This is a genomic window from Phocicoccus pinnipedialis (assembly GCF_903994035.1).
Classification (GTDB): Bacteria; Bacillota; Bacilli; order Staphylococcales; family Salinicoccaceae; genus Phocicoccus; species Phocicoccus pinnipedialis.
On the sequence record NZ_CAJEWB010000010.1, the window covers coordinates 191,356 to 214,098 of the forward strand.

Genomic DNA, 22,743 nt, shown 5'->3' on the forward strand with positions numbered 1-22,743 from the left:
ATTAAATACAAAATAAAAAGAGGACCCTTTTAATTGGTCCTCTTCTCTCAAGTATTTGAAGCTAATGTGTCTGGTGAATCTTGAGCATAACTTTGTTGTTTGATTAATAAGTTCTTTTTAACATCTGGCCATTCTTCGTCGATGATTGAATATACCACAAGGTTTCTAGGGACACCATGCAAGGCGCGTTCTTTTCTTAAAACACCTTCTTTTGTAAAACCAAGTCGCTCGATTGCTCTATTCGAGCGTTCATTTCTTTCATCAGCACGAATCTGTACTCGCATCATATTCATAGTTTCAAAGCAGAACTCTAGTAATAAGAATTTTGAGTCTGAGTTTACAAAAGTACGCTGTGCACGTGCACCAAACCAAGAAGCTCCAATTTCACAGCTATTTCTTTCGTAATCAATGTGTTGAATACGTGTACTACCCATGACCTCGCCAGTTGATTTTAAAATTACAACAAATGGAATAGACTTCATTTCATTACGAAGATCAATTGCACTTTGAACCCATTCGTTCATTAGGTCGGCGGAGGTTGCTTGGAACAACATATATGTCCAAATGCTCTCATGGTTAATATTGTGCAAATCCTTTGCATGAGAAAGTTGCATTGGTATCAGTCGAATTCTATCATTCTCTAAAGTGATTTTTTCATATAAATTTGTAATCAAGTGACTCCACCTACCTATATTATTTGTCTTAGTCAATCATTCATTTATTTTTATGTGGTGAGGGTATTTCAAGCTTGTTGTGTAATAGTGCACTCACACCAAATACAACCGCTGTACCAATCGCCATTCCAGCAAGCACATCTGTTGGGAAATGGACACCAAGATAAACTCTTGATGAGCATATCATTAAAATAAATGCGGCACATAATCCATACATTACCGCTTTGTGATTTAAGTTTGTATGTTTTATGATAACCATCAAGCTTCCGAAAAATATTGTTGAGCCGAGGCTGTGTCCACTAGGGAAGCTAAACCCCGAAATATCAATCAGTCGTAAGAATGATGGACGTTCTCTATCAAATGAATGTTTTAATACGGGAATTAAAACACTAGAAGACATCATTGAAATGAGCATGAATAATGCATGCATATTTAAGCGATATAACATGAGAATCGCGATAATAATCATCGACATGACAATCATGGAAATCACTTCACCGAGTTGTGTAAACCCGAGCATTAATGCTGTCGTAATAAAGCTTTCAGATGAATAGATGAACTCATATACTTCTCTATCAACCCACTTGCCGAGTCTTGATTCGTGGAAGAGTGCAATGACACCAAATATTAAGGTGAAAACAATAAACAGTGAAAGCTTTTTTGTTCTACTCATACTATTCCTCCGAAACTAATTTTTCGACGAGTTCTAAAGAAGTAATGCCAACATCGAAGTTATCCATGCGATCGACATATGATTGACGTTCTTTATTAATTTTTATTAAAGCATTTTTTAATGTATCCATGGTTAAATCGTCTTCATCCAATTTTATAGCAAAACCTTGCTCTTCAAAATATGTTGCGTTTTCGATTTGATCTCCCCTACTTTGACTTAATGGTAACGGGATTAAAATCATCGGTTTTCTCAGAGCTAAGAATTCATAAATAGCGTTTGAACCACTTCTTGAGATGACTGTATCTGAAATTGATAACAGATGCGCGAGTTCACTTTTAACGAACTCGAATTGTTTATAATGACATGTTTCAATAGAATGGTCAATGTTATTTTGACCAGTAATATGAATGACTTGATAATCTTTAGTTAATTCATCAAGGTTTTCGCGTACAAATTTGTTGATATGCTTCGCACCAAGTGATCCACCTATAATTAAAATGGTTTCTTTACTTGAGTTAAATCCTGTTAGTTCATATCCTACAGATTCTGAGCCGCGCTTTAATTCATCTCTAATAACTGGACCAATGTACTCGGCTTTACTATTATCCACATATTGCATTGTTTTCTCAAATGTCACGAATATCTTGCTTGCAAATTTACCAGCAATTTTGTTCGCGAGACCTGGTGTAATGTCGGATTCGTGAATGTATACTGGGATATTTAGGCTCTTAGCAGCTAATACTACAGGTACAGTTACGAATCCACCTTTAGAAAACACAAACTCCGGTTTAACCTTTTTTAAAATTCTACGTGCATCAAATACACCTTTCATTACACGGAACACATCTACCGCATTCTCTAATGAAAAATATCTGCGTAACTTACCGCTAGAGATTTGTTTATATGTAATTCCAGTTGTACTGATGACTTCTTTTTCAATACCTGTTTTAGAGCCAATGTAAACAGGTTCAATATTTTTATTGATGAGCTCTGGTATAAGCAACTTGTTCAGTATAACATGTCCTACTGTGCCGCCGCCTGTTAATACAACTCTTTTATGTTCTTGACTCATTTGGTACCTCTTTCTAAATTTCATTTTGATACAAAAAACACCCGTACAAAGCGAACTTTGTACGGATTTAATACTATTCTTCAGACTCATTTTCGTCAAGAGAACGATTGTTATTTACTGGAATGTGTTTCGAATTCTCTTTCATTTCTTTCGTAATTTCTTCTTTTGTTTTGTCACCTTTAATATAATCAATTAATTGATTTAACTGTGTATCATTTTCTTTGATATGTTTACGTAAGTCAATCATTAATTGTTCAGTTGTCTCACCAGTGACAAATCCTGAAGCATCTATTTTATTTTTGTTCTGATATTTCATGACTTCAAATTCTAAATTCTCATCAAAAGTATTATTAAACTTATCAACGTCGTATCCTAATGCATCAAGTGCAACTTTAATTGATAAAATATCATCGTTTTCTTGACCAAGGACATATACTTCACTTGAATCTAAATATTTAACTCTAGTATAGTCAGGTGTATTGATAACAAAGTCTGGTTCGATGCCTTTACCATGTACCCATGTTTCATTAGGTGTTAACCATTTTGAGTTGGTATATTTCACTAATGATCCATCTTTGAACTCGCTTGTTGTCTGTACGATACCTTTACCAAATGTCTTATTACCAACGACCTCAGCGTCTGTTAAATCCATTAGTGCTCCTGTGAACACTTCTGAAGCTGATGCGGAACCTTCATTCACTAAGATATAAATATTATCGAATTTCTTGGTACTTGGGTTTAGTTCTCTCTGTGCTTTGACTACTTCACGAGTTTTGCCTGCATATTCAAGATAAAGTAATGTTTCCCCTTTAGGTACAAATTGGTTAATCATAGCGAGCGCTTCATTTAAAAGTCCACCCGGATTATTTCTAAAGTCAATAATAATGTCTTTAACATCTTCTTCTGCAGCTTTGTCTAAGAACTTCTGTAATTCATCAGTTGTGCCCTCTTGGAATCTGTTAATGCTCACATGTCCGATGTCATCTTTGTTTTCATATGTGACAGAGTCAATGTGAATCTTGTCACGTTTGATCATGATATCAAAAGGCTTATCTGAGCCACGGATAATCGTAAGAGTGACTTCAGTTCCTTTTTTACCTCTAATCATAGCCGCAGCTTCAGATGTTGACACACCTTCGATTGATTTGCCGTTCACTTTAACAATCTTATCACCAGTCTGGATTCCGGCAGCTTCTGCGGGAGAACCTTTAATAGGCGATGAAACGACAATGACATTGTTTTCTTGCATAATCTCAGTACCAATACCTTCGAATTCACCAGTAATTGACTCTTCGAATTTTGCTGTTTCATCAATCGACATGTATTCACTGTACGGGTCGTCTAAACCTTCTACCATTCCTTTAATCGATTTCTCAATCAAGGCTTCTTTATCTACATCAGTGTAATACTCTTTTGTGATCGTATCATAAACGTTATAGAGTTTTGCAAACTCTTGTCTAGTGTCTGTACCAACGTTTACTGCACGTTCAGTACGTCCATCTAGACTGAGCGCAGTAATTATTGCAGTTAGAATGATTGTAGAAAGCAAAATAATTAGAAACCAAAATATATTTAGATTAACGCGTTTAGGACCACGTTCTTTTACTTCATGTAATTCATTTTGTGACTCGTTCAAAATCTCACCTATTTCTAATTGGGATTAGTTGCCAGCGAATGGAACAGCAGCATCTAACGCAATTTCGATCATTTCGTTAAACGTAGTCTGTCTCTCTTCAGGTGTAGTAATCTCACCAGTTAATACGTGGTCAGATACAGTAAGAATGCCTAAAGCTTTTGCATCGTATTTTTTAGCAATTGTAAATAATGCACTACATTCCATTTCTAATGCAAGTACACCATATTCTGCTAATTGCTCAATGTCTCCATTTTCATCATAAAACGAATCTGCAGTAAATACGTTACCCACTTTTACTTCTACACCACGTTTTTTAGCCTCATTATATGATGATAACAATAATTCGAAGTCTGAAGTTGGTGCATATTCCGCATTCTTGAATAATTTTCTATTTTGGAATGAGTCGGTAGATGCACTTTGAGCAATGATAACATCTCTCACTTTAACATCTTTCTGAATAGCTCCACATGTACCTACACGAATTAGGTTTTTAACACCGTATTCACTCATAAGTTCGTTAACATAAATTGAAATTGATGGAACACCCATGCCTGTTCCCATTACTGAGATTTTTTTACCTTTATAAGTCCCCGTATATCCAAACATGTTTCTAACATCGTTAAACTGAACAGCGTCTTCTAGGAATGTTTCAGCGATATACTTTGCACGAAGTGGATCTCCTGGTAGTAAAATAGTGTCGGCAATTTCACCTTGTTTTGCATTAATATGAATACTCATTTTTACAACTCCTTAATAATTTAACCAATTTTCATATTCTGAAAATGATTTATCGAATGTATCGAGTTTAACATTTTCATAAGGATTTTTCTCTAAATAATCCGAAATTTCATCATAATCTTGTGAAAACTTAGGGTAACCCAAGTCATTTATGATGTGATTAGCTAAAATGCTCACATCTGACTTCTCTTCTAAACGTGTTTTCATGTATTGATAGAAAGACGCGTCTTTCATATTTCACCTCTATTCAAAAATCGAAAGATACTCTTCATATCCACTCGTTTTTAGGTCTTCTTTAGGAATAAATTGTAGAGATGCTGAGTTGATGCAGTAGCGCATGCCACCGAGCTCTTGTGGTCCATCTGGGAATACATGTCCGAGGTGTGAGTCTGAAGTTTCACTGCGAACTTCAACACGTCTCATACCATGCGAATCATCAAAATGCTCTGAGACAGTGTCTGAGATAGTTTTTGAAAATGATGGCCAACCGCACATAGCATTAAATTTATCTTTGGAACTGAATAAAGGTTTTCCAGATAATTTATCAACATAAATACCTTCTTCATAATGAGCGTCATATTCGTTTTGGAACGGACGCTCTGTTCCGCTTTCTTTCATGACGTAATATTCTAATTCTGTTAACTCATCTACTGATTTTTTATGTGACATTAATTTTCACTCCAATGATTTTCAATAAACGCCTTTCTTCCAGAACCCTTGTAGAAGGCATTATAGTGTGCTTTGTTTTTATCGTAAAAATCTTGGTGATGTTCTTCCGCTTCGTAGAAATTCTTGAACGGTAATAAAGGTGTGTTGATTGGTTGACTAAAAATTTTTTGACTATCAAGATCTTCAATTACCGATTCTGCGATTTTCTTTTGTTCATCGTCATGATAGAAGATAGCAGGCATATACATGCTCCCTCTATCTCCAAATTGCCCTTCATTATCTGTTGGGTCAAATGTCCTAAAGAAGATATCTAAAATTTCTTTAAATGTGATGATACTTTCATCAAATGTGATTTGTACCGATTCTGTGTGTCCTGTTTTTCCTGTTGCGACTTGTTCATAAGTTGGATTTTCGACATCTCCGTTTGAATAACCTGAGATGACAGATTTGATTCCGTCCCATTGGTCAAATGGTTTAACGAGACACCAAAAACATCCGCCTGCGAGTGTTGCTTTTTGCATATAAATCAGTCCTTAAATAAGTTGTTTATTGAAAAATACCATGCATCTTTTTTGTAATCGATGTTATTAATCGTAACATCCATATCCATTTCTTTCGTAAATATTGAGCTATCAACTATGATTGCTTTCGAGTTTTCACTGTACGAAAGCCCTTCTTCAAGTAGAATGTACCTTTTCATAAAAGCATATATATAATCTACATTAATTGGTAAATTCATGATTTCTACTTTAGCTAAGTTGAGTATGATTTTATCTTTATGAACAAGTGGTTCGACTTGAATATCAATGTCAATATCTTTACCAAGAACGGGATATTTTGTGTTAAGTAACACACCGCTTTCATCTATTTTAATAGAAAGATCATCTGTATCAATATACTGATTAATGATACGCTCTATCATTTGGTTATTAGTGATAACTTGAATCTCTGTTTGTGATGATGTTATTTCAGGGATTTCTTCATCAAATTTAGGTGAGAATAAAATGGCAATAAAAATACTTAAGATCATTAAAATATTCACAGCTAATAGACTTAAAAAGAGAAACTTCCATTTGTTTTTAAGATTCATTCGCTCACTTCTTTACGAGATGTAGATATTCATACGGGTAAATATTTTGAGCGTCTGGCTCGAAATATTCACGAGATATAATATCCCATTCATTCAAATCGTAATCTACAAAGAAAGTATCGCCTGCAAAAGTTTCATAAATTCGTGTAATGTACATTTCTTCTACGATGTTTGTCGTTACATCGTACAGTCCACTTCCTCCAAAGATAAACACCTTGCCATCTAATGATTGAATTTCTTTAAGATCATGAATGACAGTCACGCCTTTAGGCTTAAAATCTTTGTTGCGAGTCAGCACGACATTTTTACGGTTTGGTAGAGGACGACCGAGACTTTCATATGTCTTTCTACCCATAACAATCGTATTACCTGTTGTGAGTGCTTTTACTCTTTTTAAATCTGCAGGGAGATGCCATGGCATATCTCCTTTAAATCCTATTACATTTTGATTTGCGTGAGCTACGATTAATGAAATCATTTTATTCTCCTATACAGCAATTGGTGCTTTTATTGATGGATGACTTTCGTAATCGATAAGTTCAATATCTTCATACTCAAGTTCAAACATTGATTTGTCACTATTAATTTTAACAGTTGGTGGTGCAAAACTTTCCCGTTCTAATTGTGTTTTGATTGCATTGAGATGATTTTGGTAGATATGTGCATCTCCCATTGTATGAACAAAGTCCCCGACTTCAAGTCCTGTCTCGCGTGCAACCATTATAAGTAATAGACTATATGATGCGATGTTAAATGGGACACCTAAGAAAATGTCGGCACTGCGTTGATAAAGCTGCAAGCTTAATTTGCCATCTTTAACGTAAAACTGGAATAGTGTATGACATGGTGGAAGTGCCATAGTTTCAATTTCTGCAGGGTTCCAAGCTGAAACAATATGTCGTCTTGATGTCGGATTATTTTTAATTGAGTCAACAACATTTTTCAGTTGATCGATTACTTCACCTTTTGGTCCAACCCAATTTCTCCACTGCTTACCATATACGTTACCTAAGTCACCATATTTCATTGCGAAAGCATCGTCAGAAAGAATTTTTTCTTTATATTTTTTCATTTCTTCTTGATACATATTGTTAAATTCATCATCAACTAATGCCCTATTTCCGAAATCTGTCATATCTGGTCCACGGTAGTCCACGGACTCTACATATCTCTTAAATGCCCATTCGTTCCAGATATTGTTGTTGTATTCTAGTAAGTACTTAATATTCGTATCACCACGCATGAACCATATGAGTTCTGTTGCGATCAATTTAAAAGAAGTTCTTTTTGTTGTTAAGAGTGGAAATCCTTCACTAAGATCAAACCTCATTTGGTGTCCGAACAATGAATAGGTACCTGTATTTGTTCTATCATCTTTGTATGTACCTTCTTTAAGTACTTTCTTGGCAAGGTCATGATATTCCTGATCAAATGTATTCATATAAAATCTATCCTTTCTTTTGCTGCTGAACTTTTATATAATATAGATAATCAATTGATTACGTATAAGGGGTGTTGTAAATGGAAGCAGCAATGTTCGTTGGTCTTACTTTACTTGCATTTTACATGATTTCGATGTGCATTTACGAATAAAAAGATTATTACCATTGTAACAAGTAAAGAGGAAAGGATAATCCTTTCCTCTTTTTTATATGCAATATTCGTCAAATGCGTCTTTTAAATCCATCATGATATCTTCGATGTCTCTATTCTCAATATGTTCACGAGGAATAAAGTGCTTTAACTCATTACCTTTAAAAACAGCCATTGATGGGCTCGAAGGCATTTGGCCGATGTATTCACGCATCTTGTCAGTAGCTTCTCTATCCTGTCCAGCAAAAACTGTAACAAGGTGGTCTGGCTTAATTGGATTTTGAAGCGCAACAGTACGCGCTGCAGGTCTTGCGAGTCCAGCCGCACATCCACAAACGCTATTTATTACGACAAAAGTACTTTCATCATCTTTTACAGTATCCATGTGTGTTTCGACGTCTATTGGCGTTAGAAGTTCTTTAAAATCGTATTCTGTCAGTTCACGACGCATACCCTCAGCCATTTCTTTCATATATGCTTCATAAGGATTCATTTATAAATTCCTCTCTTCCATTTGTTTCCACACGCTCCCAAGCGCAGCTTCACCATTTTCTATTCTAGATATAGCAAGCTCAACTTGCAGTCTAACATCATACTTTTCGTCATTTCTCACTTCGATTAAGTATGGCAGACTCTTTTCGTTTCCTACTTCATAGATAAACATCGCAGCACGCCATCTGACAATCGGACTCTTATCTTTTAACAAAGGATAAATGTCTTTAAGACCTTCTTCGTAGCCGAGATCACTATACGCGTCTCCTGCAGTACGTCTCACTGGGATTGATCGGTCTAAAGTTGCCTTCTTCAAGTATTCTAACGTTTCTTTATCTTCAATCATTGCAAGTAAAGATACGCTCATTCTTCGTACTTGAATTTTTTCATCTGAAAGCGCATAGTCGAGCAATGGATAGTCCTCTTTTGTTGGCGTGTCATAATGGTCAAGATAGAATAGTCGTTTTTTCCAATCCAGTTCATTCTTAAATGTTTCTAAGCTGACTTTTCTATAAACCTTTGGCTCTGGCGGGCGCTTATTTTTTGCTTCGTTAACAAGTGAATCGAGTCTATCTTCGGGATATAAAGCATCAATTTCGTCGAAAACTTCTTCTAAGATGTCCTCTACTTCACCGTAACGTGTACCATAGCTGACCCACTTTCTGTTAAAGATGATATTATCCTCTTTAAGAGTTGCATCAGTCATAGCATTAATAAAGCGATCATCTAGTTGCTTTCTATGTTCACCGTTAAAAAGTATTTTGATTTGATATGGAATGTCTTTGAAAGTGAGTACTTCTACTTCTGCTGCACCGAAGTTATCAGGAACGTGTGTTAGTTCTTTTTTATATCATGTCCTTCAAAAGTCGCTTCGATTTTAGGGACAACTGTTTCCCAATTTGCAGCTGGATCTTTATCTACAGAAATAAAGTCTAGTGCGTAGAACACACTCTTAACTTCATCAATTTCTAATACGCGGTTAATGAACTCTGGGTTTTCATCAGACACTTTATTGTGTGTTGAAGATTTCATTTCTTCTTTATGTTCATCAAGAACAACTTTCATTGTGTTCGGGTTTGGTGTTGGTTCAATTCTCAAAATTTGCATATATAATTCTCCTATATAATATTATAAATTGTTTCCGTGTGATTTTATCGTTATGCCGACTGAGCACTCATTAATACAAAAATGATGTGCATATGTCTTACTATACTTATCACGATTGAATTCTTTTAGAGGGCAATTTTTACAAAAGCGAGTTTCAAGAGTAGTGATCTTCTTTAATACTTCTGTATTCATATGTCCTCCTTACTTTGATTCTTTATACAACCTTGTTTTTGCTAAATGATCGGCGTGCTTGTTTTTCTCCCTAGGGATTAATGATACGACGAATAATAAGAAGTCCTGTGATTCTTTCATAATACAATTATAATACGTTTTAAATCTCGTGTCTTTGACATAATTTTTCATGAAGGTATCTACAACTATTTTTGAATCAGTGTATATAATCGCGTTGTTAATCCCTAATTCTACAAGTCGTTTTGTAGTTTCTAATAACGTTGCCCATTCGGCCTCGTTATTATCTATATTACCAAGAATATACGTTTCTTCAAAGGTTTCTGAATCATTTTTGATTACAGCGGCACCGACTGAAAAATACGGATTCTGTTTTGTTGCCGCATCGATATAAACAGTCGCCATCACAGCTCAAGTCTTTCAATATATTTTCTTGAAATAGTTAAATCATGTTCGTTAAGAACATCCATTGTTAACTTTTCATCATATCTAAATGGACTCAAAGTTAGTGCCTCTTCGATATTAAACGGTACATCTGTAATAATGCGTGCGAGTTTTTGACTCATTAAGAGATGTTCCATATCATTTTCGATATTTCTCTTCTGAGAAGGCGTGCATGTGTCTAGGTTTTCTAGCAATTTCTCAATGCTACCATGCTTCTTAATAAGGTTTAATGCAGTTTTTTCTCCGATACCTTTAACTCCGAAGTATCCGTCACCTGAGTCTCCCATGAGTGCCTTCACATCAATGAACTGTTCAGGTGTGACACCGTACTCTTCAATGAAACGCTCTTCAGTATATTTATTGTATTCAGTGTAACCTTTTTTTGTGAGCCATAACTTCACACCTGGCGCTAACACTTGAAGAAGGTCTCTATCCCCAGAAACGATAGTAATGTTGTCATGATGTTTTGCTAAAGTACCTATGATGTCGTCGGCCTCGTATCCGGTAACTCCAATTTGGAAGAAACCGAGCTCCGCAAGAACTTCCTTCACGTAATCAAATTGAGGTCGAAGTTCTTCAGGTGGTGCCGGTCGATCGATTTTATAATTGCTAAACCATTCGTTACGCACAGTTTTTGAACTCATGTCCCAAGTAACAATTACATTTGTTGGTTTGTCCATCTCGATGATTTTGTAGATGTGACGAATCGTTCCTTGAATACCGTTTGTTGGAATATTATTACTGTTATACATGAAATGATTTCTGAATGACGTCGCAAAAAAGTGTCTAAATAATAACGCCATTCCGTCAATAACTAATAATTTACTCAATACAATCTACTCTACTTTCCAGTGTGTTGATTTTAGTTTCTACTGTATTTGAATCATCAGTAATCCATTCTGAAAAGCTACCGCCGAATAACTTCACAGGTACTTTATGGTAGTCTAAGAATACGAACATAGGCGTTGCACTCATTCCTGATCCACAAGAAACTGTGACAGATGTAAACCTTTTGATAAGTTCTAATTCTTCAGGAAGTGAATTTAAGGATAAATTTCCGTCTACGTATAGTTTTGTGTTCGGTATATTAACTGCAGTAGGAATATGACCACTCTTTGGATCGAGTCTATCTCCACCACCGATATATCTATCATGTGCACGTACGTCTATAAGCAAATGATTTGGATCATTAATAGCAACTTGCACTTCGTCCATCGTCATATATATGTCTTTATTCATCTCAATTTCATACTTATTGAACTCAGTGCTTAGCTCTATTTTTTCAGTCGTTACATTCTGTAGAAATGCTTTCAAGGAATCTTTCTTACCGATATAAAGATTAGAGTCTAGGCCATAAAGTTTAAATAAATAATAGAGTCGTGTATGATGAAAACTATTATCAAAAGAAAAAATCACAATCATCTGCACATCTGTCATTAAATCTTTGTACAAAGATTTAATGACATTCCCATATGGCATAGGGCTACGGCCATTGTTATAGCCGTCATTCTCTGCTGCCACCATATATGGTTTTTCAGGAACGTGTGTTGAATTCATAAATGGTGATTTAGATATTAACTCTTTAGTCGCTTCTTCATTCATAAAAATGTTTCTTGCATCAACGAAACGAGTTTTATTTGGATTTAATTTTATTAATGATTTTTCATTAATAATTGTCATATTATGCACCTAAATTCTGTTTGATTTTAGATAATAACTCTTTATCCTCTTTATAATCAGATTCATTTAACTCTTTAACATCTTCTCTTAACTCTTTGGTAACTTGTGATAGAGAATCAGAAGATTTTTCATCTACACTGGTTAAGAAAGCATTGATGTTGTCTTCAACTTGTTGTTTCAAAGCACTAAGATCTATAGAATCAACAATTGATTCAGAGAATACGAGTAGCTCTTCTTTCAAGAGTCTTGGCGTTTTATTCTTCTTCTGGATATTTGTTAAAGCAACCTTAAATATATTTTCATTTAATGAAACTGAAAGTTGGTTCTTTTGTCCATCGTAAAGCATTAGGTCACTTAAGATGTTCGCTTCCATGAGACGTGTGTTTTCTGTCTGATAAAGAACCTCTAATTCCCTGTATGCTGTTCTGTATAATACGTTGAAAATAGTTGAGAGTTCGATATCTACAAAATGATTGATGTTTTCTTTCAGCTCACCAGCACTATTCTTTATAAACGATTTATCTTTTGCTTCGTTCATAGTAATCATCGTCGAAAGCTGTTCATAAATTTTAAGCACAAGCTGCCTTCTTAAAAATGAGAATAAGTTTTCTTTTTCAACGTTTACTTCATTAATTATCTTTCTGGCAGTGAAGTTATCGACTTCAGATTGCATTTCTTTACGTGCGCGAATCGTATCCTCGATATGTGATTTCCCCTTTTCAAATTGTGCAATGTTTGATTGAATACGCTGAACCAAGTGTTTTAAGTTTTCATTAATACTTGCCTCAATCATTTGACCTGATTCAATTTCGATTTGTTTTATTAACTCAACTTTTGCTTTGTCAAAGTATGGCTCTTGTCCACGTCTCGCTTCTCTCGAAGAAACTGGATAAATTCTATGCTTGATTTCCAGTTCATTTAATGTATTAGACATATAATTAACAACGTCTTCTAATTCCTGATCATTACTTCTTAAGTCAATTGCGTTTATAACAACTGTAATCGCGAATCGTTGTCCTTTTACTGATTGTAGATACTTAAGGAACTGTTCATCTGAACGTGTGAATATATGGTTAAAATAAGCGACATAAATTATCATGTCACTATTTTCTATTATATTGATCGTTTCATTTGTGTGACGTTGGTTAATTGAGTTTATTCCTGGTGAATCGACAATCGTCACTTGTTGTAGAATCTCATTTTTTAAACCGATATATGCTTTTTGTACATAGAGTGCATGTTCATCATTACTTGTTATAAAGTCAATTTCATCGTTACTGTATTCAATTTTTTGCCCCAGTTTATCACGATACTCATCATAGTTTTTGATTAAACCTTTTACGAATGGTTTGAATACTTCGGGAACATCTTTTTTACCTTTTAATAATTTAATTTGAGTTGAAATCGATTCTGACGATTTACCCGTAATTGCAATACACGTTTTAAGCAGTACATCTTCAGTTTTAAAACGAATATAACTACTGTCATTATTTGATAGCTCTGTGATACTTGCTGTTGTTGGGTTTGGGCTAGTTGTAAGTACATCAGAATCTACTAATGCGTTTATGAAGGTACTCTTACCCGCACTAAAACCACCAAACACACTCAGATTACCATGATTGTTTTTTAGACTATGTAGCTTATCGTGGAATAGTTTGTAAGCTTCATTGTATCTAGGATAACTTTTCAACTCTTTAAGAATGTTTTCAATTTTATCAATATCTAAGTTAGAATTGGTCTCTTCAACAAGAAATTCATTCTTGGAGAGAGTTTCTACGCTTTCCTTAATTTCTTCCATCGGCAATTCGATGTTTTCACTCAGCTGTTTTAGTTCATCATCCATGTGTATGTAGAGGTTTTTATAACTTTCACTTTTAAACACTTCTTTTAAATCGATTAACTTTAACGCATGTTCAAGCTTTAATTTCTCTTCAATTAAAGGCTCCAGGTCATTCGTATCTGTGTGTGTTTCGTGAGTTAAGTTTAATTTAAACTCTACCGCTTGGTTCTGGATATCTTTACTGAGTTGTTGTTTTAAATTATCCATATAGAGCTTAACGAACTTATCATTAGACTCACTAGTGTCTGTTTCTGTGATATAAGTGTCAGTCCAATTAAAATTAAAGTAATTTCCCGCGAGACTGAGATCTTTAAACATCAAATTCACTTGAGTATTTATTTCTGAATCGATCGTCTTTTGGATTTCACGCCCTAATTCTAGAAGGGTATTTTTACGCATTTCAGCAAGTTTCTTTTTTTTACCAAAAAAACCGAGATTTGGTACATCATTGGTTTCAATTTTGAAGAAAGATTCAATTTTGGATTTTACATCATACGGATAGAGATAAGCATTTTTCACAATTGATTTCACATTGGATTTGATGTATTCATCTAATTTCTCTTTGTCTTGAACAATATCTTCTTTTTCGTTGTCATTGATTTGCTCGTTTAAGTATTCAATTTGCTGTACAACTGAAATTCTATCTTTGTATTCAAGGGTGTTTAAATCGATCTGATCATCTAAATAATTAAGATGCTCTTCTTCTATATTCTCGATTATGCGCGTATGATACAAGTTTTTGAATGAGTTCTTCTTTGATTCAAGACATTTAATATCCTCAATCAATAAGTCGTTCTGACGATATTTTGTTTCGAAAATAGAAGTCGTATATACATTTTCTGGAGTTATGTGCCAATTTTTAAGTGTTGATTTCACTCGACTAAGAAATGTATCATATGTGATTTCTTCTTCATTGTGTTTATCGATTTGGTTGATAATTAATGAATATGGTATGTTTAAATTTTCAATTTCTTTTAGCATTTTGAGGTTCGTTTCACTCTCAATGTGGTTGTACTCAACAGTAAAGAAAATATAGTCACTACCAAGTAAGAACGTATTCGTACTATCTTCATGGGCGCGTGTAGTCGAGTCCACTCCTGGCGTATCTTGGAATACAGTCTTTAAGTTGAAACGATTGGTCTGATGTCTAAGTTTAATATATTCGATATCTACATCCGTTTTATTGATCGTCTTTAATTCATCTATCGTATTAATTTTTACAAAGTGGTTTAAATCAATAAAGGCCTCGATTTCATCGATATTACTCATCTCAACCTGAACAGTCTTTGTCGTTGTAGGGATCGGTGATGATGGTAAAATATCCTCACCAAGTAGATGGTTAATCATGCTAGATTTGCCTGCTGAGAAATGGCCAATAAAACTGATTACGAATAAATCCTCATATGTCTTTTTAATTGTATGGTTGATTTGATTTAAAAGCTCTAAATTGTCTGATTTCTGAATCTCTTTTCTAATTTTATAGAGCGTGAGAAGTGTATCATTACTTTCCATTTCTATTACCCCAATACTGATAGTAAGTTGTTTCAATATAGCCGTTAAATAGCTTTCTACGATGTGTTGCTCTCTTTCCAATAATCAGTTCAAACTCTTTGTTCGATGTCATTAAATAAACGTTCAATGTATCGTCTTTTTCCATGAGATACCCAACTTTACGGTACATATCCTCCACCGCTTTCGCTTCACCGATACGTTCACCATATGGTGGGTTCGTAATGATTTGAGCATTTTTATGAGTAACTTCTAATTCATGTACATCTAAAGTTTTAAAATGTATATCATCTAAGAGTCCCACTTCATCGGAGTTACGTTTAGAAATATCGATCATGCGACTTTCAATGTCTGATGCGTAGATTTCAATTTCTTTATTGTAATCAGCTTCATCCTCACAAGCCACGCGTACTTCTTCCCACAATTCTTGTGGAATGATATCCCATTTTTCTGAATCAAAATCTCTGTTAGATCCTGGTGCAATGTTTCTTGCAATCATTGCGGCTTCAATTGCAATCGTACCTGATCCACAGAAAGGATCATATAATGGGTTTTTACCAGTATAGTTTGCAAGTTGTAGCATAGCTGCGGCGAGTGTTTCTTTGATCGGTGCATCCCCTTGTAATACTCTGTAGCCACGCTTATGAAGCGCATCACCGGAAGTGTCAATAGTTACTAATGCCCGGTCTTTTAAAATGTTGATGTCTACTTTATAACGTGCACCAGTCTCAGGTAATTTACCTGACATATTAAATGATTTCTTTAAGTTCTCTACTATCGCTTTTTTTGTAATTCTTTGGACATCTGGAACTGAAAACAGTGTACTCTTGTGTGAACGCCCTGTAACAGGAAACTCTGAGTCTGGTCCTAGGATATCACTCCAAGGCAGTGCGAATACTTCTTCGAATAAATCATCAAATGTTGTGACGGTGAATTCACCGACGATTATTCTAATACGTTCTGCTGTACGCAGTTTCATGTTTGTTTCGACGATTGTTCGCTCGTCTCCTTCAAAATATACGCGGCCGTTTTCTAGACGTGTTTCAATACCAAGTGCTTCTAGTTCGTTAGCGACAACTCTTTCGAGTCCCATCGGTGTATTTGCTAGTAATTTAAATTTCATATATGACATCCTTAAATAAAGTATTATCTCTATTCTATACGATTTTTGTTCTAAATTCTTATTAAAAATGATTTTAATTAATAGATAAAGATAATATAAAATAGTAATAAAAAAAGCTCTCCAAATTGGAGAGCTTTACTAGTACGGTTTCTCTGTAAGCCATGTTCTGTACTACCGTGTTGAACGTGCACTAGTTTACACTCACACAGCAGTGATAATCATCTGTCTATATTACTATCGTAATATCTCTTTTTTGAGTTCATTTCCTCGCAAAGAGTGCTCCTACCTTGTTTGGATTGCTCACTCGAGGGGTTTACCGCGTTCCACTTTACATATTTCTATGTAAACTCGTCTCTGTGGCACTTTCAAGCACGATTTCATATACGAATACTTAGAAATCGACGCTGCCGTCAGCTTATGCTGCCTTGACTTATTATTTCGTCAAGCACGAACACTACAGTCATCGCAGACTGTGTGAGCATGGACTTTCCTCTCGGACTATATCCGAGCGATTACCCGATCCACCGTTATTTTGTGTTACCAAACACTTTCTTTTCCAAATTAGATAACCGTTTTAGAATATCAATGTGTTGGTTTTGTGACTCAGAAACATCACTGCGTCCACGTGTTGCCACGCGAATGCGTAGTTCTTCAATTTCTTTTTTGAGCTTTTTGTTCTCTTCTTCTAAAAGTCGAAGATTTTTGTTCATATCTGCCATTCTTTGATAATCTGCAATGACATCGTCTAAAAAGGTATCCACTTCAATTGGACGATAACCTCTTAAAGTTTTTTCGAAATCTTTTTCAAATATATCTTTTGCAGATAGGTTTAGAGAAAATTCGTTCATCTGAACCCCACCTTAACTAAAAGTCACTATTTATAAAGTCATTGATTTCATCAAATTGAATTCTTTCAATATTATACGGATGTTTTGACGAATATTCAAGCAAAACATTATAAATGTACTTTAAGTTAGACTCCTGGGCATCATCATAGAGAAGGAGTGCTTGCGTACTATTTTGAACAAGAAACTTGTTTATTGCTCTAAACATTGAAGGTCCTTCATATTTGCGATTGAAAATGTAACTAGAAAACGCACTCCCCTCTTCTATTTTACGTAGGATAAGATTGTCTTCATCTTTAAAACGATCATCATATTCTATAAATGGCTTTAATACTATGTATTTAAAATCATACTCACTTTCTTTTTGTAGCTCAAGCAAAACTTCCCCAGCATACATATCGATTCCTGGTAGATTTTGTAAAATAAACCATTCAGCACCCTGTTCTAAGTACTGTACAATTTTGTGTTTAAGAAATCGTTTCAATACATTTACTTCAGGTTGTGAATGTTTGAATATATTCAATTCGTAGTTTCTATAACCTAAAATAAGCACTCTCATGTATAATCACGCTCTACCAGATAAAAGAACCAATGTGAGATGTATTTGTACATTTCATTAAATAGCTTTTTACTGAAACGCTCGACGTGTACACTCATGGCGAGTTCTGTGATTGTATTCATGACCTTGTCTTTTATCTTGTAAGTAAAACGTGTATCTAGATTGCAATTGTCGATGCAATCTGCAATATTCTTCGAGAGTAATAAAAATGGTTCTATTTGAGTTTTAAAATCATAGGTATAGCCATTTTTAACATTTTTGTAACGGAGTTTTAACTCGTCTAAGAATTGTTCGTAATTGTATTGTGTGCAATTATTTGACAAAACACGCTCTCTCCCTATAATTATCATTAGATTACTATGCAATTTTTATTGTATAATAGTTTAGTATGAATGAAAATGTGAAGGTGTGATTCTGTTGAAATATCCTTCTGGAATTAAACGAGGGACACTGAAGACAACAAATCCGATAAAGTCATCAAACCGTATCAAATATGGTTCACGCGGTATGACTCTAGAAAAGGACTTAGATCAGGCAAACACATACTATTTAAAAGAAAATATAGCAGTAATACACAAGAAACCTACTCCTATTACGGTAGTTAAAGTAGATTATCCATCTAGAAATAAAGCTAAAATTAGTGAAGCATATTACAAGACACCATCAACTTCAGATTATAATGGAATTTATAAAGGTAAATATATTGACTTTGAAGCAAAAGAAACTAAAAATAAAACACGGTTTCCATTCATTAACATACATTCACATCAAGTCGAGCACATGAGACAATGTCATCAGAATGGTGGCATTGTATTTTTAATCATACGGTTCAGTGCATATAATGAAGTAATGTTGTACCCAATCGAACGTTTTCTCGTTCATTGGGATCAGTATAAATTACATGATGGCAAAAAATCTATACCCTATCAGACTATAAAATCTGAGAGTATTTTAATCCAAGAAAAATTCACTCCGAGATTCGATTATTTAAGTGCAGTGGATGAATTTTACTTAAAAGAGAGGTAACTTTATGACGAAATCAATGTCCAGAAAAAAACAGAATGCTTCGAGTAGGAGCAAGAAGACGATTGCAAAACAATTACTATTATTCGGTAGTCTACTATTTGTAACGTTTCTTGTCATCGGCGCATTAATTTTTGCCTACTTTGCTTCGACGGCACCTGCTTTCAGTATGGAGAAGCTTAAAGACCCTGTTCCATCTAGAATTTTCGACAAAAATGACGAACTCGTTACAACTATATATCAAGGTGTAGAACGAGAATTTATTAATATAGAAGATACACCAGAAATGGTAACTGATTCAGTGCTTGCTGTAGAAGACAATAGATTCTATGAACACGGTGCAATTGACTTTAAACGTCTTGCATCAGCAGTTGTAAGCAACGTAACAAGTGGATTTGGTTCACAAGGTGCAAGCACGATTACTCAGCAGGTTGTTAAACGTGCATTTTTAACAGAAGAAAAAACGATCAAAAGAAAAGCCCAAGAAGCTTATCTATCATATCGTCTTGAACAGGAGTATTCTAAAGACGATATCTTAGAAATGTATTTGAACAAGATTTATTATTCAGATGGTATTTATGGAATCAGAACTGCAAGTCTTTATTACTTCGATAAAGAGTTAGAAGACTTAAACTTAAAAGAAGCTGCGTATTTAGCAGGTCTCCCTAACCTTCCGAACGTTTATAACTTATACATCGATAAGGAAGCAGGAAATAAGCGTGCAAACAGAGTATTAGAGCTCATGTTACACCACGAACGTATAACTCAAGACCAATATGAAGAAGCAGTAAATATTGATTTAGAAAACAACTTAATTGCAAGAACCGAAGAAGACAGAGCATCTGACAAGCCTAATGATCCAGAATACGCTTCGTATATTAATGTTGTTAAACAGCAGCTTACAGAATCAGATGAACTTAGAAACACAGACGTATCAGAACTACTTGCAAGTGGTATAGATATTTACACAAATATGGACAAGGATGCACAAGAGTACCTACAAGGTGTTGTAGACAATAGAGATTACTTCTATAACGATAAGTTCAAGAGTGATGATTTCAATATTGCATCTACAATCATCGATACAGAAACAGGAGCTTTAAGAGCGATTTCTGGAGGTCGTGAATATCAAGAAGTCATTAAAGAAAACTTAGCTATAACTCAGCACAATACTGGTTCAACAATGAAACCAATTTTAGCTTATGGTCCAGCTGTTGAAGAATTAGATTGGCGTACAGATCAAACGATTAAAGACGAAAAAGAATATACCCCCAAAGAATTTACTGGAAACATTTACAACTATGACAATGAGAATCACGGTACGGTAACAATTAGGGAATCTCTACGTAGAAGTTTTAACGTTCCAGCAGTGAAGACATTCGAAGAAGTCCAAAGTGAAGCTGGAAGAGATGCTCCAGAAAAATTTTCTAAGAAACTGGGCTTAGATTACTCTAAGAAACTAGATGGTGACTATACAGTTACATTCAACGACGTACTTGGTGGTTATGAATCTAGATTCAGTCCACTCCAGATGGCACAAGCGTACGCTGCATTTGGTAACGGAGGTACGTTCAATGAATCAGGAACAGTTCGTTACATTATTGATTCAGAAGATGAAAGAATCGACTTCGATTATGAGTCACATAAAGCGATGGAAGACTCAACCGCATTTATGATTACTGATATCTTGAAAGGTACGTTTGAACCTTGGGGATCAGCAGACTATATTAAAATCCCTGGTCTAAATATTGCCGGTAAAACAGGTACAACATCCTACTCAAATGAAACAGTTGACGCATACAACTTACCAGATAACTCAGCAAAAGATGCTTGGATTGTAGGATACACACCGGAATACACGATGAGTATTTGGACGGGATTCACTCAGACTAAAAAAGATGGTAAAACATCATTTGTAGGTTCAGATGAACACATCACTCCACAATGGTTATTCAGAGATATCATGACAAAAATCAGTGCGTTTAACGGACAAGACTTTGAAATGCCAAGTTCCGTGGAACGAGTGAATGGTAATGAGTTAGCTAAAAAAGGTCAATACGAAATTTTTGATCTTGGCCAAGGAAACGTAAATACAAATACAAACACTTGGAATTCACAAAACTATCAGTATAATCAGAATCAAAATCAAAACCAAAATCAGAACCAAAACCAAGAACCTGAATCAAAGCCTAATGAAACGGAAGATGAAGCAGAGACAAATTCAGATTCTAACACTAAAGAAGACAGTAAGAAAAACATAGAAGCAACTGAAGAAAAAGAGCCTGAAACAGAATCTGAAAATAATTCTAATCCAGAAGATAGTACAGAAACACCAGCTGATAATTCAAAAGATAAACCTGGCACAGAAAGTCCGGAAAACTCAGAATCGGATCCAAACTCAGGTGAATAGCAACAAAAACAAACTCTCATTCGTAGGGATGTTATCCCTACGAATGAGAGTTTTTTAATTGCTTATTATTTTATATTCAACAAGCGGTCTTCTGCACGTTTACGTTTCTGTCCTTCTCTACACATGTATAGTAGAGGGCATTCTCCACATTTTGGATTTCTCGCTAAACAGTGATATCTACCAAAAAATATCAATTGATGGTGTGCGATACTCCATCTCTCTTCTGGAATTTTTCTCATCAAGGTTTCTTCTACTTGAAGCACACTATCTTTGTATCTCGCGATGCCTAATCGTTTTGATACGCGCTCTACATGCGTATCTACAGCAATTCTTGGAGTGTTAAAAGCAACGGAAAGAACCACGTTTGCTGTCTTTCTACCTACTCCAGCTAACGTAATGAGATCATCATAATTCGCAGGTACTTCACCATTAAAATTATCAATTAAGTCTCTACATAGCTTTTGGATGTTTTTTGCTTTATTTCTGTATAAACCAATAATCTTGATATCATTTTGAAGCTCTTCCAAAGGCACATTTAAATAATCTTCAGGTGTCTGATACTTTTGAAATAAAGTATCAGTTACTCTGTTTACCATGATGTCTGTTGTTTGTGCCGATAAAAGTACAGCAATCGTCAGTTCGAATGAATTCGAATAGTTGAGCTCTGCTTCAGCGTCTGGGAACATATCCGCGATGATATCAAGCGCTTCAATCGTCCTTTTTTTACTTAGCATTTACTTATTCTCCATCCAACCAATTTTTAGGTTTTAAATAGTTACCATCTACTTCTTTTTCTTTTTTCTTCAACGTACTTAATATACGTTCTACATATTGAAGAGAACTTACATCATTTTTAAATGCGATGTCGACGCCTTCCTTAATAGTTTCGGGGTCATAGTTATCCGTGCTTAACCATTCACTGATACGCTCAAATTCTGCAGGTGTTAAAGCACGTCCATATAACCCTTCAATATATTGGAAAACTTCGCTTATCACTTCTTTGCTTGTTTCTTTTGATTCAACTGAAGGGGATAAAAACTGTTCAAGTTTTTTATAGAGCGTATCAAACGTATACTTTTCAACCCACTTATTATCTATTTCCTTTGTTTCAATACCAATTAAATCAAGTTGAATCAAGTCTTGGATTATACCAACTACTTCTTGCTTTGTCATAGTAGTACCACTGATTAGAGAATCAAAGCCATTGAATTCTTCTTTCTGTCTCTCGATTAAACGTAAAAGTACTACAAGTGACTTTTCATTTAAATCTAGTTCAGCATAATGATCAAAAAGAATCTTATTTACAGGCAGTTGAATATACTTTATATAATTGTCCATAATACCTCCTATAAATAAAGAGATATTAGTGAACTAATA

General features: G+C 34.8%; 25 protein-coding genes, 1 other RNA gene and 1 pseudogene. 2 read left to right on the forward strand and 25 right to left on the reverse strand.

The window, feature by feature from the left end; genetic code table 11:
• Positions 1-47 precede the first annotated feature (47 nt).
• The 23 genes and pseudogenes from H9D55_RS05155 to H9D55_RS05270 all read right to left on the reverse strand — a co-directional run bounded on the left by H9D55_RS05155 (position 48) and on the right by H9D55_RS05270 (position 18,256).
• Positions 48-674 carry a GNAT family N-acetyltransferase gene (locus H9D55_RS05155; RefSeq protein WP_186077468.1) on the reverse strand — a complete coding sequence of 209 codons (627 nt, stop codon included), beginning with the start codon at positions 672-674 and terminating at the stop codon, positions 48-50.
• A gap of 40 nt (positions 675-714) precedes the next feature.
• Positions 715-1,347 (reverse strand): phosphatase PAP2 family protein, encoded by a 633-nt coding sequence (locus tag H9D55_RS05160; protein ID WP_186077469.1) that lies wholly within the window; start codon positions 1,345-1,347, stop codon positions 715-717.
• 1 nt (position 1,348) lies between these two features.
• Positions 1,349-2,419 (reverse strand): undecaprenyldiphospho-muramoylpentapeptide beta-N-acetylglucosaminyltransferase, encoded by a 1,071-nt coding sequence (locus tag H9D55_RS05165; protein WP_186077470.1) that lies wholly within the window; start codon positions 2,417-2,419, stop codon positions 1,349-1,351.
• 73 nt (positions 2,420-2,492) lie between these two features.
• Complete coding sequence (locus H9D55_RS05170; protein ID WP_186077471.1) at positions 2,493-4,055, reverse strand: S41 family peptidase; 1,563 nt, start codon at positions 4,053-4,055, stop codon at positions 2,493-2,495.
• A gap of 24 nt (positions 4,056-4,079) precedes the next feature.
• Complete coding sequence (gene deoD / locus H9D55_RS05175) at positions 4,080-4,793, reverse strand: purine-nucleoside phosphorylase (RefSeq protein ID WP_186077472.1); 714 nt, start codon at positions 4,791-4,793, stop codon at positions 4,080-4,082.
• A gap of 12 nt (positions 4,794-4,805) precedes the next feature.
• The gene (locus H9D55_RS05180; protein WP_186077473.1) at positions 4,806-5,027 is read right to left on the reverse strand and encodes a YozE family protein; all 222 of its coding nucleotides are present in this window, start codon (positions 5,025-5,027) and stop codon (positions 4,806-4,808) included.
• A gap of 9 nt (positions 5,028-5,036) precedes the next feature.
• Entirely contained in the window at positions 5,037-5,462 is a 426-nt protein-coding gene (msrB, locus tag H9D55_RS05185; RefSeq protein ID WP_186077474.1) for a peptide-methionine (R)-S-oxide reductase MsrB, read from the reverse strand.
• Positions 5,462-5,983, reverse strand: a complete 522-nt coding sequence (gene msrA, locus H9D55_RS05190; protein ID WP_186077475.1) for a peptide-methionine (S)-S-oxide reductase MsrA — start codon at positions 5,981-5,983, stop codon at positions 5,462-5,464. The genes msrB and msrA overlap by 1 nt, the downstream gene beginning before the upstream one ends.
• Before the next feature lie 5 nt (positions 5,984-5,988).
• Positions 5,989-6,552, reverse strand: coding sequence for a DUF2140 family protein (locus H9D55_RS05195; RefSeq protein WP_186077477.1), 564 nt, complete (start codon positions 6,550-6,552; stop codon positions 5,989-5,991).
• A gap of 4 nt (positions 6,553-6,556) precedes the next feature.
• Positions 6,557-7,030, reverse strand: coding sequence for a dihydrofolate reductase (locus H9D55_RS05200; RefSeq protein WP_186077479.1), 474 nt, complete (start codon positions 7,028-7,030; stop codon positions 6,557-6,559).
• Between the two features lie 9 nt (positions 7,031-7,039).
• The gene (locus H9D55_RS05205) at positions 7,040-7,993 is read right to left on the reverse strand and encodes a thymidylate synthase (RefSeq protein WP_186077481.1); all 954 of its coding nucleotides are present in this window, start codon (positions 7,991-7,993) and stop codon (positions 7,040-7,042) included.
• Between the two features lie 207 nt (positions 7,994-8,200).
• Positions 8,201-8,638, reverse strand: coding sequence for a BrxA/BrxB family bacilliredoxin (locus H9D55_RS05210; RefSeq protein ID WP_186077483.1), 438 nt, complete (start codon positions 8,636-8,638; stop codon positions 8,201-8,203).
• Positions 8,639-9,744: pseudogene (locus tag H9D55_RS05215) on the reverse strand (virulence factor).
• Positions 9,745-9,765: 21 nt separating this feature from the next.
• The gene (locus tag H9D55_RS05225; RefSeq protein ID WP_186077489.1) at positions 9,766-9,936 is read right to left on the reverse strand and encodes a zinc-finger domain-containing protein; all 171 of its coding nucleotides are present in this window, start codon (positions 9,934-9,936) and stop codon (positions 9,766-9,768) included.
• A gap of 9 nt (positions 9,937-9,945) precedes the next feature.
• On the reverse strand, positions 9,946-10,338 hold the full coding sequence (locus H9D55_RS05230; protein WP_186077491.1) for a ribonuclease HI family protein: 393 nt from the start codon (positions 10,336-10,338) through the stop codon (positions 9,946-9,948).
• Positions 10,338-11,213, reverse strand: a complete 876-nt coding sequence (locus tag H9D55_RS05235) for a 5'-3' exonuclease (protein WP_186078190.1) — start codon at positions 11,211-11,213, stop codon at positions 10,338-10,340. The genes H9D55_RS05230 and H9D55_RS05235 overlap by 1 nt, the downstream gene beginning before the upstream one ends.
• Positions 11,200-12,057: a sulfurtransferase gene (locus H9D55_RS05240; RefSeq protein ID WP_186077493.1), complete on the reverse strand. Its 858-nt coding sequence runs from the start codon at positions 12,055-12,057 to the stop codon at positions 11,200-11,202. Before H9D55_RS05240 ends, H9D55_RS05235 begins: the two co-directional genes overlap by 14 nt.
• 1 nt (position 12,058) lies before the next feature.
• Positions 12,059-15,409 carry a dynamin family protein gene (locus H9D55_RS05245; RefSeq protein ID WP_186077494.1) on the reverse strand — a complete coding sequence of 1,117 codons (3,351 nt, stop codon included), beginning with the start codon at positions 15,407-15,409 and terminating at the stop codon, positions 12,059-12,061.
• Positions 15,399-16,529, reverse strand: coding sequence for a THUMP domain-containing class I SAM-dependent RNA methyltransferase (locus H9D55_RS05250; protein WP_186077495.1), 1,131 nt, complete (start codon positions 16,527-16,529; stop codon positions 15,399-15,401). The genes H9D55_RS05245 and H9D55_RS05250 overlap by 11 nt, the downstream gene beginning before the upstream one ends.
• A 150-nt stretch (positions 16,530-16,679) precedes the next feature.
• An RNA gene (gene rnpB, locus H9D55_RS05255) (RNase P RNA component class B) lies at positions 16,680-17,053 on the reverse strand.
• Positions 17,054-17,056: 3 nt separating this feature from the next.
• Entirely contained in the window at positions 17,057-17,377 is a 321-nt protein-coding gene (gpsB, locus tag H9D55_RS05260) for a cell division regulator GpsB (RefSeq protein WP_186077496.1), read from the reverse strand.
• A gap of 16 nt (positions 17,378-17,393) precedes the next feature.
• A complete protein-coding gene (locus tag H9D55_RS05265; protein ID WP_186077497.1) occupies positions 17,394-17,933 on the reverse strand; it encodes an SLOG family protein in 540 nt (179 codons plus the stop codon).
• On the reverse strand, positions 17,930-18,256 hold the full coding sequence (locus H9D55_RS05270) for a hypothetical protein (protein ID WP_186077498.1): 327 nt from the start codon (positions 18,254-18,256) through the stop codon (positions 17,930-17,932). The genes H9D55_RS05265 and H9D55_RS05270 overlap by 4 nt, the downstream gene beginning before the upstream one ends.
• 94 nt (positions 18,257-18,350) lie before the next feature.
• Between H9D55_RS05270 and recU the strand changes: the two genes are divergently transcribed.
• Together recU and H9D55_RS05280 are read left to right on the forward strand one after the other, a co-directional pair.
• Entirely contained in the window at positions 18,351-18,959 is a 609-nt protein-coding gene (gene recU / locus H9D55_RS05275) for a Holliday junction resolvase RecU (RefSeq protein ID WP_245202345.1), read from the forward strand.
• 4 nt (positions 18,960-18,963) lie between these two features.
• Positions 18,964-21,366: a transglycosylase domain-containing protein gene (locus H9D55_RS05280; RefSeq protein ID WP_186077499.1), complete on the forward strand. Its 2,403-nt coding sequence runs from the start codon at positions 18,964-18,966 to the stop codon at positions 21,364-21,366.
• Between the two features lie 65 nt (positions 21,367-21,431).
• Here the strand turns inward: H9D55_RS05280 and nth are convergent, their stop codons facing one another.
• Both nth and H9D55_RS05290 read right to left on the reverse strand, forming a co-directional pair.
• Positions 21,432-22,100, reverse strand: coding sequence for an endonuclease III (gene nth, locus H9D55_RS05285; protein ID WP_186077501.1), 669 nt, complete (start codon positions 22,098-22,100; stop codon positions 21,432-21,434).
• 4 nt (positions 22,101-22,104) lie between these two features.
• Positions 22,105-22,704, reverse strand: coding sequence for a DnaD domain-containing protein (locus tag H9D55_RS05290; RefSeq protein ID WP_186077503.1), 600 nt, complete (start codon positions 22,702-22,704; stop codon positions 22,105-22,107).
• Positions 22,705-22,743 lie beyond the last annotated feature (39 nt).

Bases quoted from the DNA above. Each gene is read 5' to 3' on its own strand.
- H9D55_RS05160 (WP_186077469.1), bottom strand. From the start codon at position 1,347: ATGAGTAGAACAAAAAAGCTTTCACTGTTTATTGTTTTCACCTTAATA.
- H9D55_RS05165 (WP_186077470.1), bottom strand. From the start codon at position 2,419: ATGAGTCAAGAACATAAAAGAGTTGTATTAACAGGCGGCGGCACAGTA.
- deoD (WP_186077472.1), bottom strand. From the start codon at position 4,793: ATGAGTATTCATATTAATGCAAAACAAGGTGAAATTGCCGACACTATT.
- H9D55_RS05180 (WP_186077473.1), bottom strand. From the start codon at position 5,027: ATGAAAGACGCGTCTTTCTATCAATACATGAAAACACGTTTAGAAGAG.
- msrB (WP_186077474.1), bottom strand. From the start codon at position 5,462: ATGTCACATAAAAAATCAGTAGATGAGTTAACAGAATTAGAATATTAC.
- msrA (WP_186077475.1), bottom strand. From the start codon at position 5,983: ATGCAAAAAGCAACACTCGCAGGCGGATGTTTTTGGTGTCTCGTTAAA.
- H9D55_RS05195 (WP_186077477.1), bottom strand. From the start codon at position 6,552: ATGAATCTTAAAAACAAATGGAAGTTTCTCTTTTTAAGTCTATTAGCT.
- H9D55_RS05200 (WP_186077479.1), bottom strand. From the start codon at position 7,030: ATGATTTCATTAATCGTAGCTCACGCAAATCAAAATGTAATAGGATTT.
- H9D55_RS05205 (WP_186077481.1), bottom strand. From the start codon at position 7,993: ATGAATACATTTGATCAGGAATATCATGACCTTGCCAAGAAAGTACTT.
- H9D55_RS05210 (WP_186077483.1), bottom strand. From the start codon at position 8,638: ATGAATCCTTATGAAGCATATATGAAAGAAATGGCTGAGGGTATGCGT.
- H9D55_RS05225 (WP_186077489.1), bottom strand. From the start codon at position 9,936: ATGAATACAGAAGTATTAAAGAAGATCACTACTCTTGAAACTCGCTTT.
- H9D55_RS05230 (WP_186077491.1), bottom strand. From the start codon at position 10,338: ATGGCGACTGTTTATATCGATGCGGCAACAAAACAGAATCCGTATTTT.
- H9D55_RS05240 (WP_186077493.1), bottom strand. From the start codon at position 12,057: ATGACAATTATTAATGAAAAATCATTAATAAAATTAAATCCAAATAAA.
- H9D55_RS05245 (WP_186077494.1), bottom strand. From the start codon at position 15,409: ATGGAAAGTAATGATACACTTCTCACGCTCTATAAAATTAGAAAAGAG.
- H9D55_RS05250 (WP_186077495.1), bottom strand. From the start codon at position 16,529: ATGAAATTTAAATTACTAGCAAATACACCGATGGGACTCGAAAGAGTT.
- gpsB (WP_186077496.1), bottom strand. From the start codon at position 17,377: ATGAACGAATTTTCTCTAAACCTATCTGCAAAAGATATATTTGAAAAA.
- H9D55_RS05265 (WP_186077497.1), bottom strand. From the start codon at position 17,933: ATGAGAGTGCTTATTTTAGGTTATAGAAACTACGAATTGAATATATTC.
- H9D55_RS05280 (WP_186077499.1), top strand. From the start codon at position 18,964: ATGACGAAATCAATGTCCAGAAAAAAACAGAATGCTTCGAGTAGGAGC.
- nth (WP_186077501.1), bottom strand. From the start codon at position 22,100: ATGCTAAGTAAAAAAAGGACGATTGAAGCGCTTGATATCATCGCGGAT.
- H9D55_RS05290 (WP_186077503.1), bottom strand. From the start codon at position 22,704: ATGGACAATTATATAAAGTATATTCAACTGCCTGTAAATAAGATTCTT.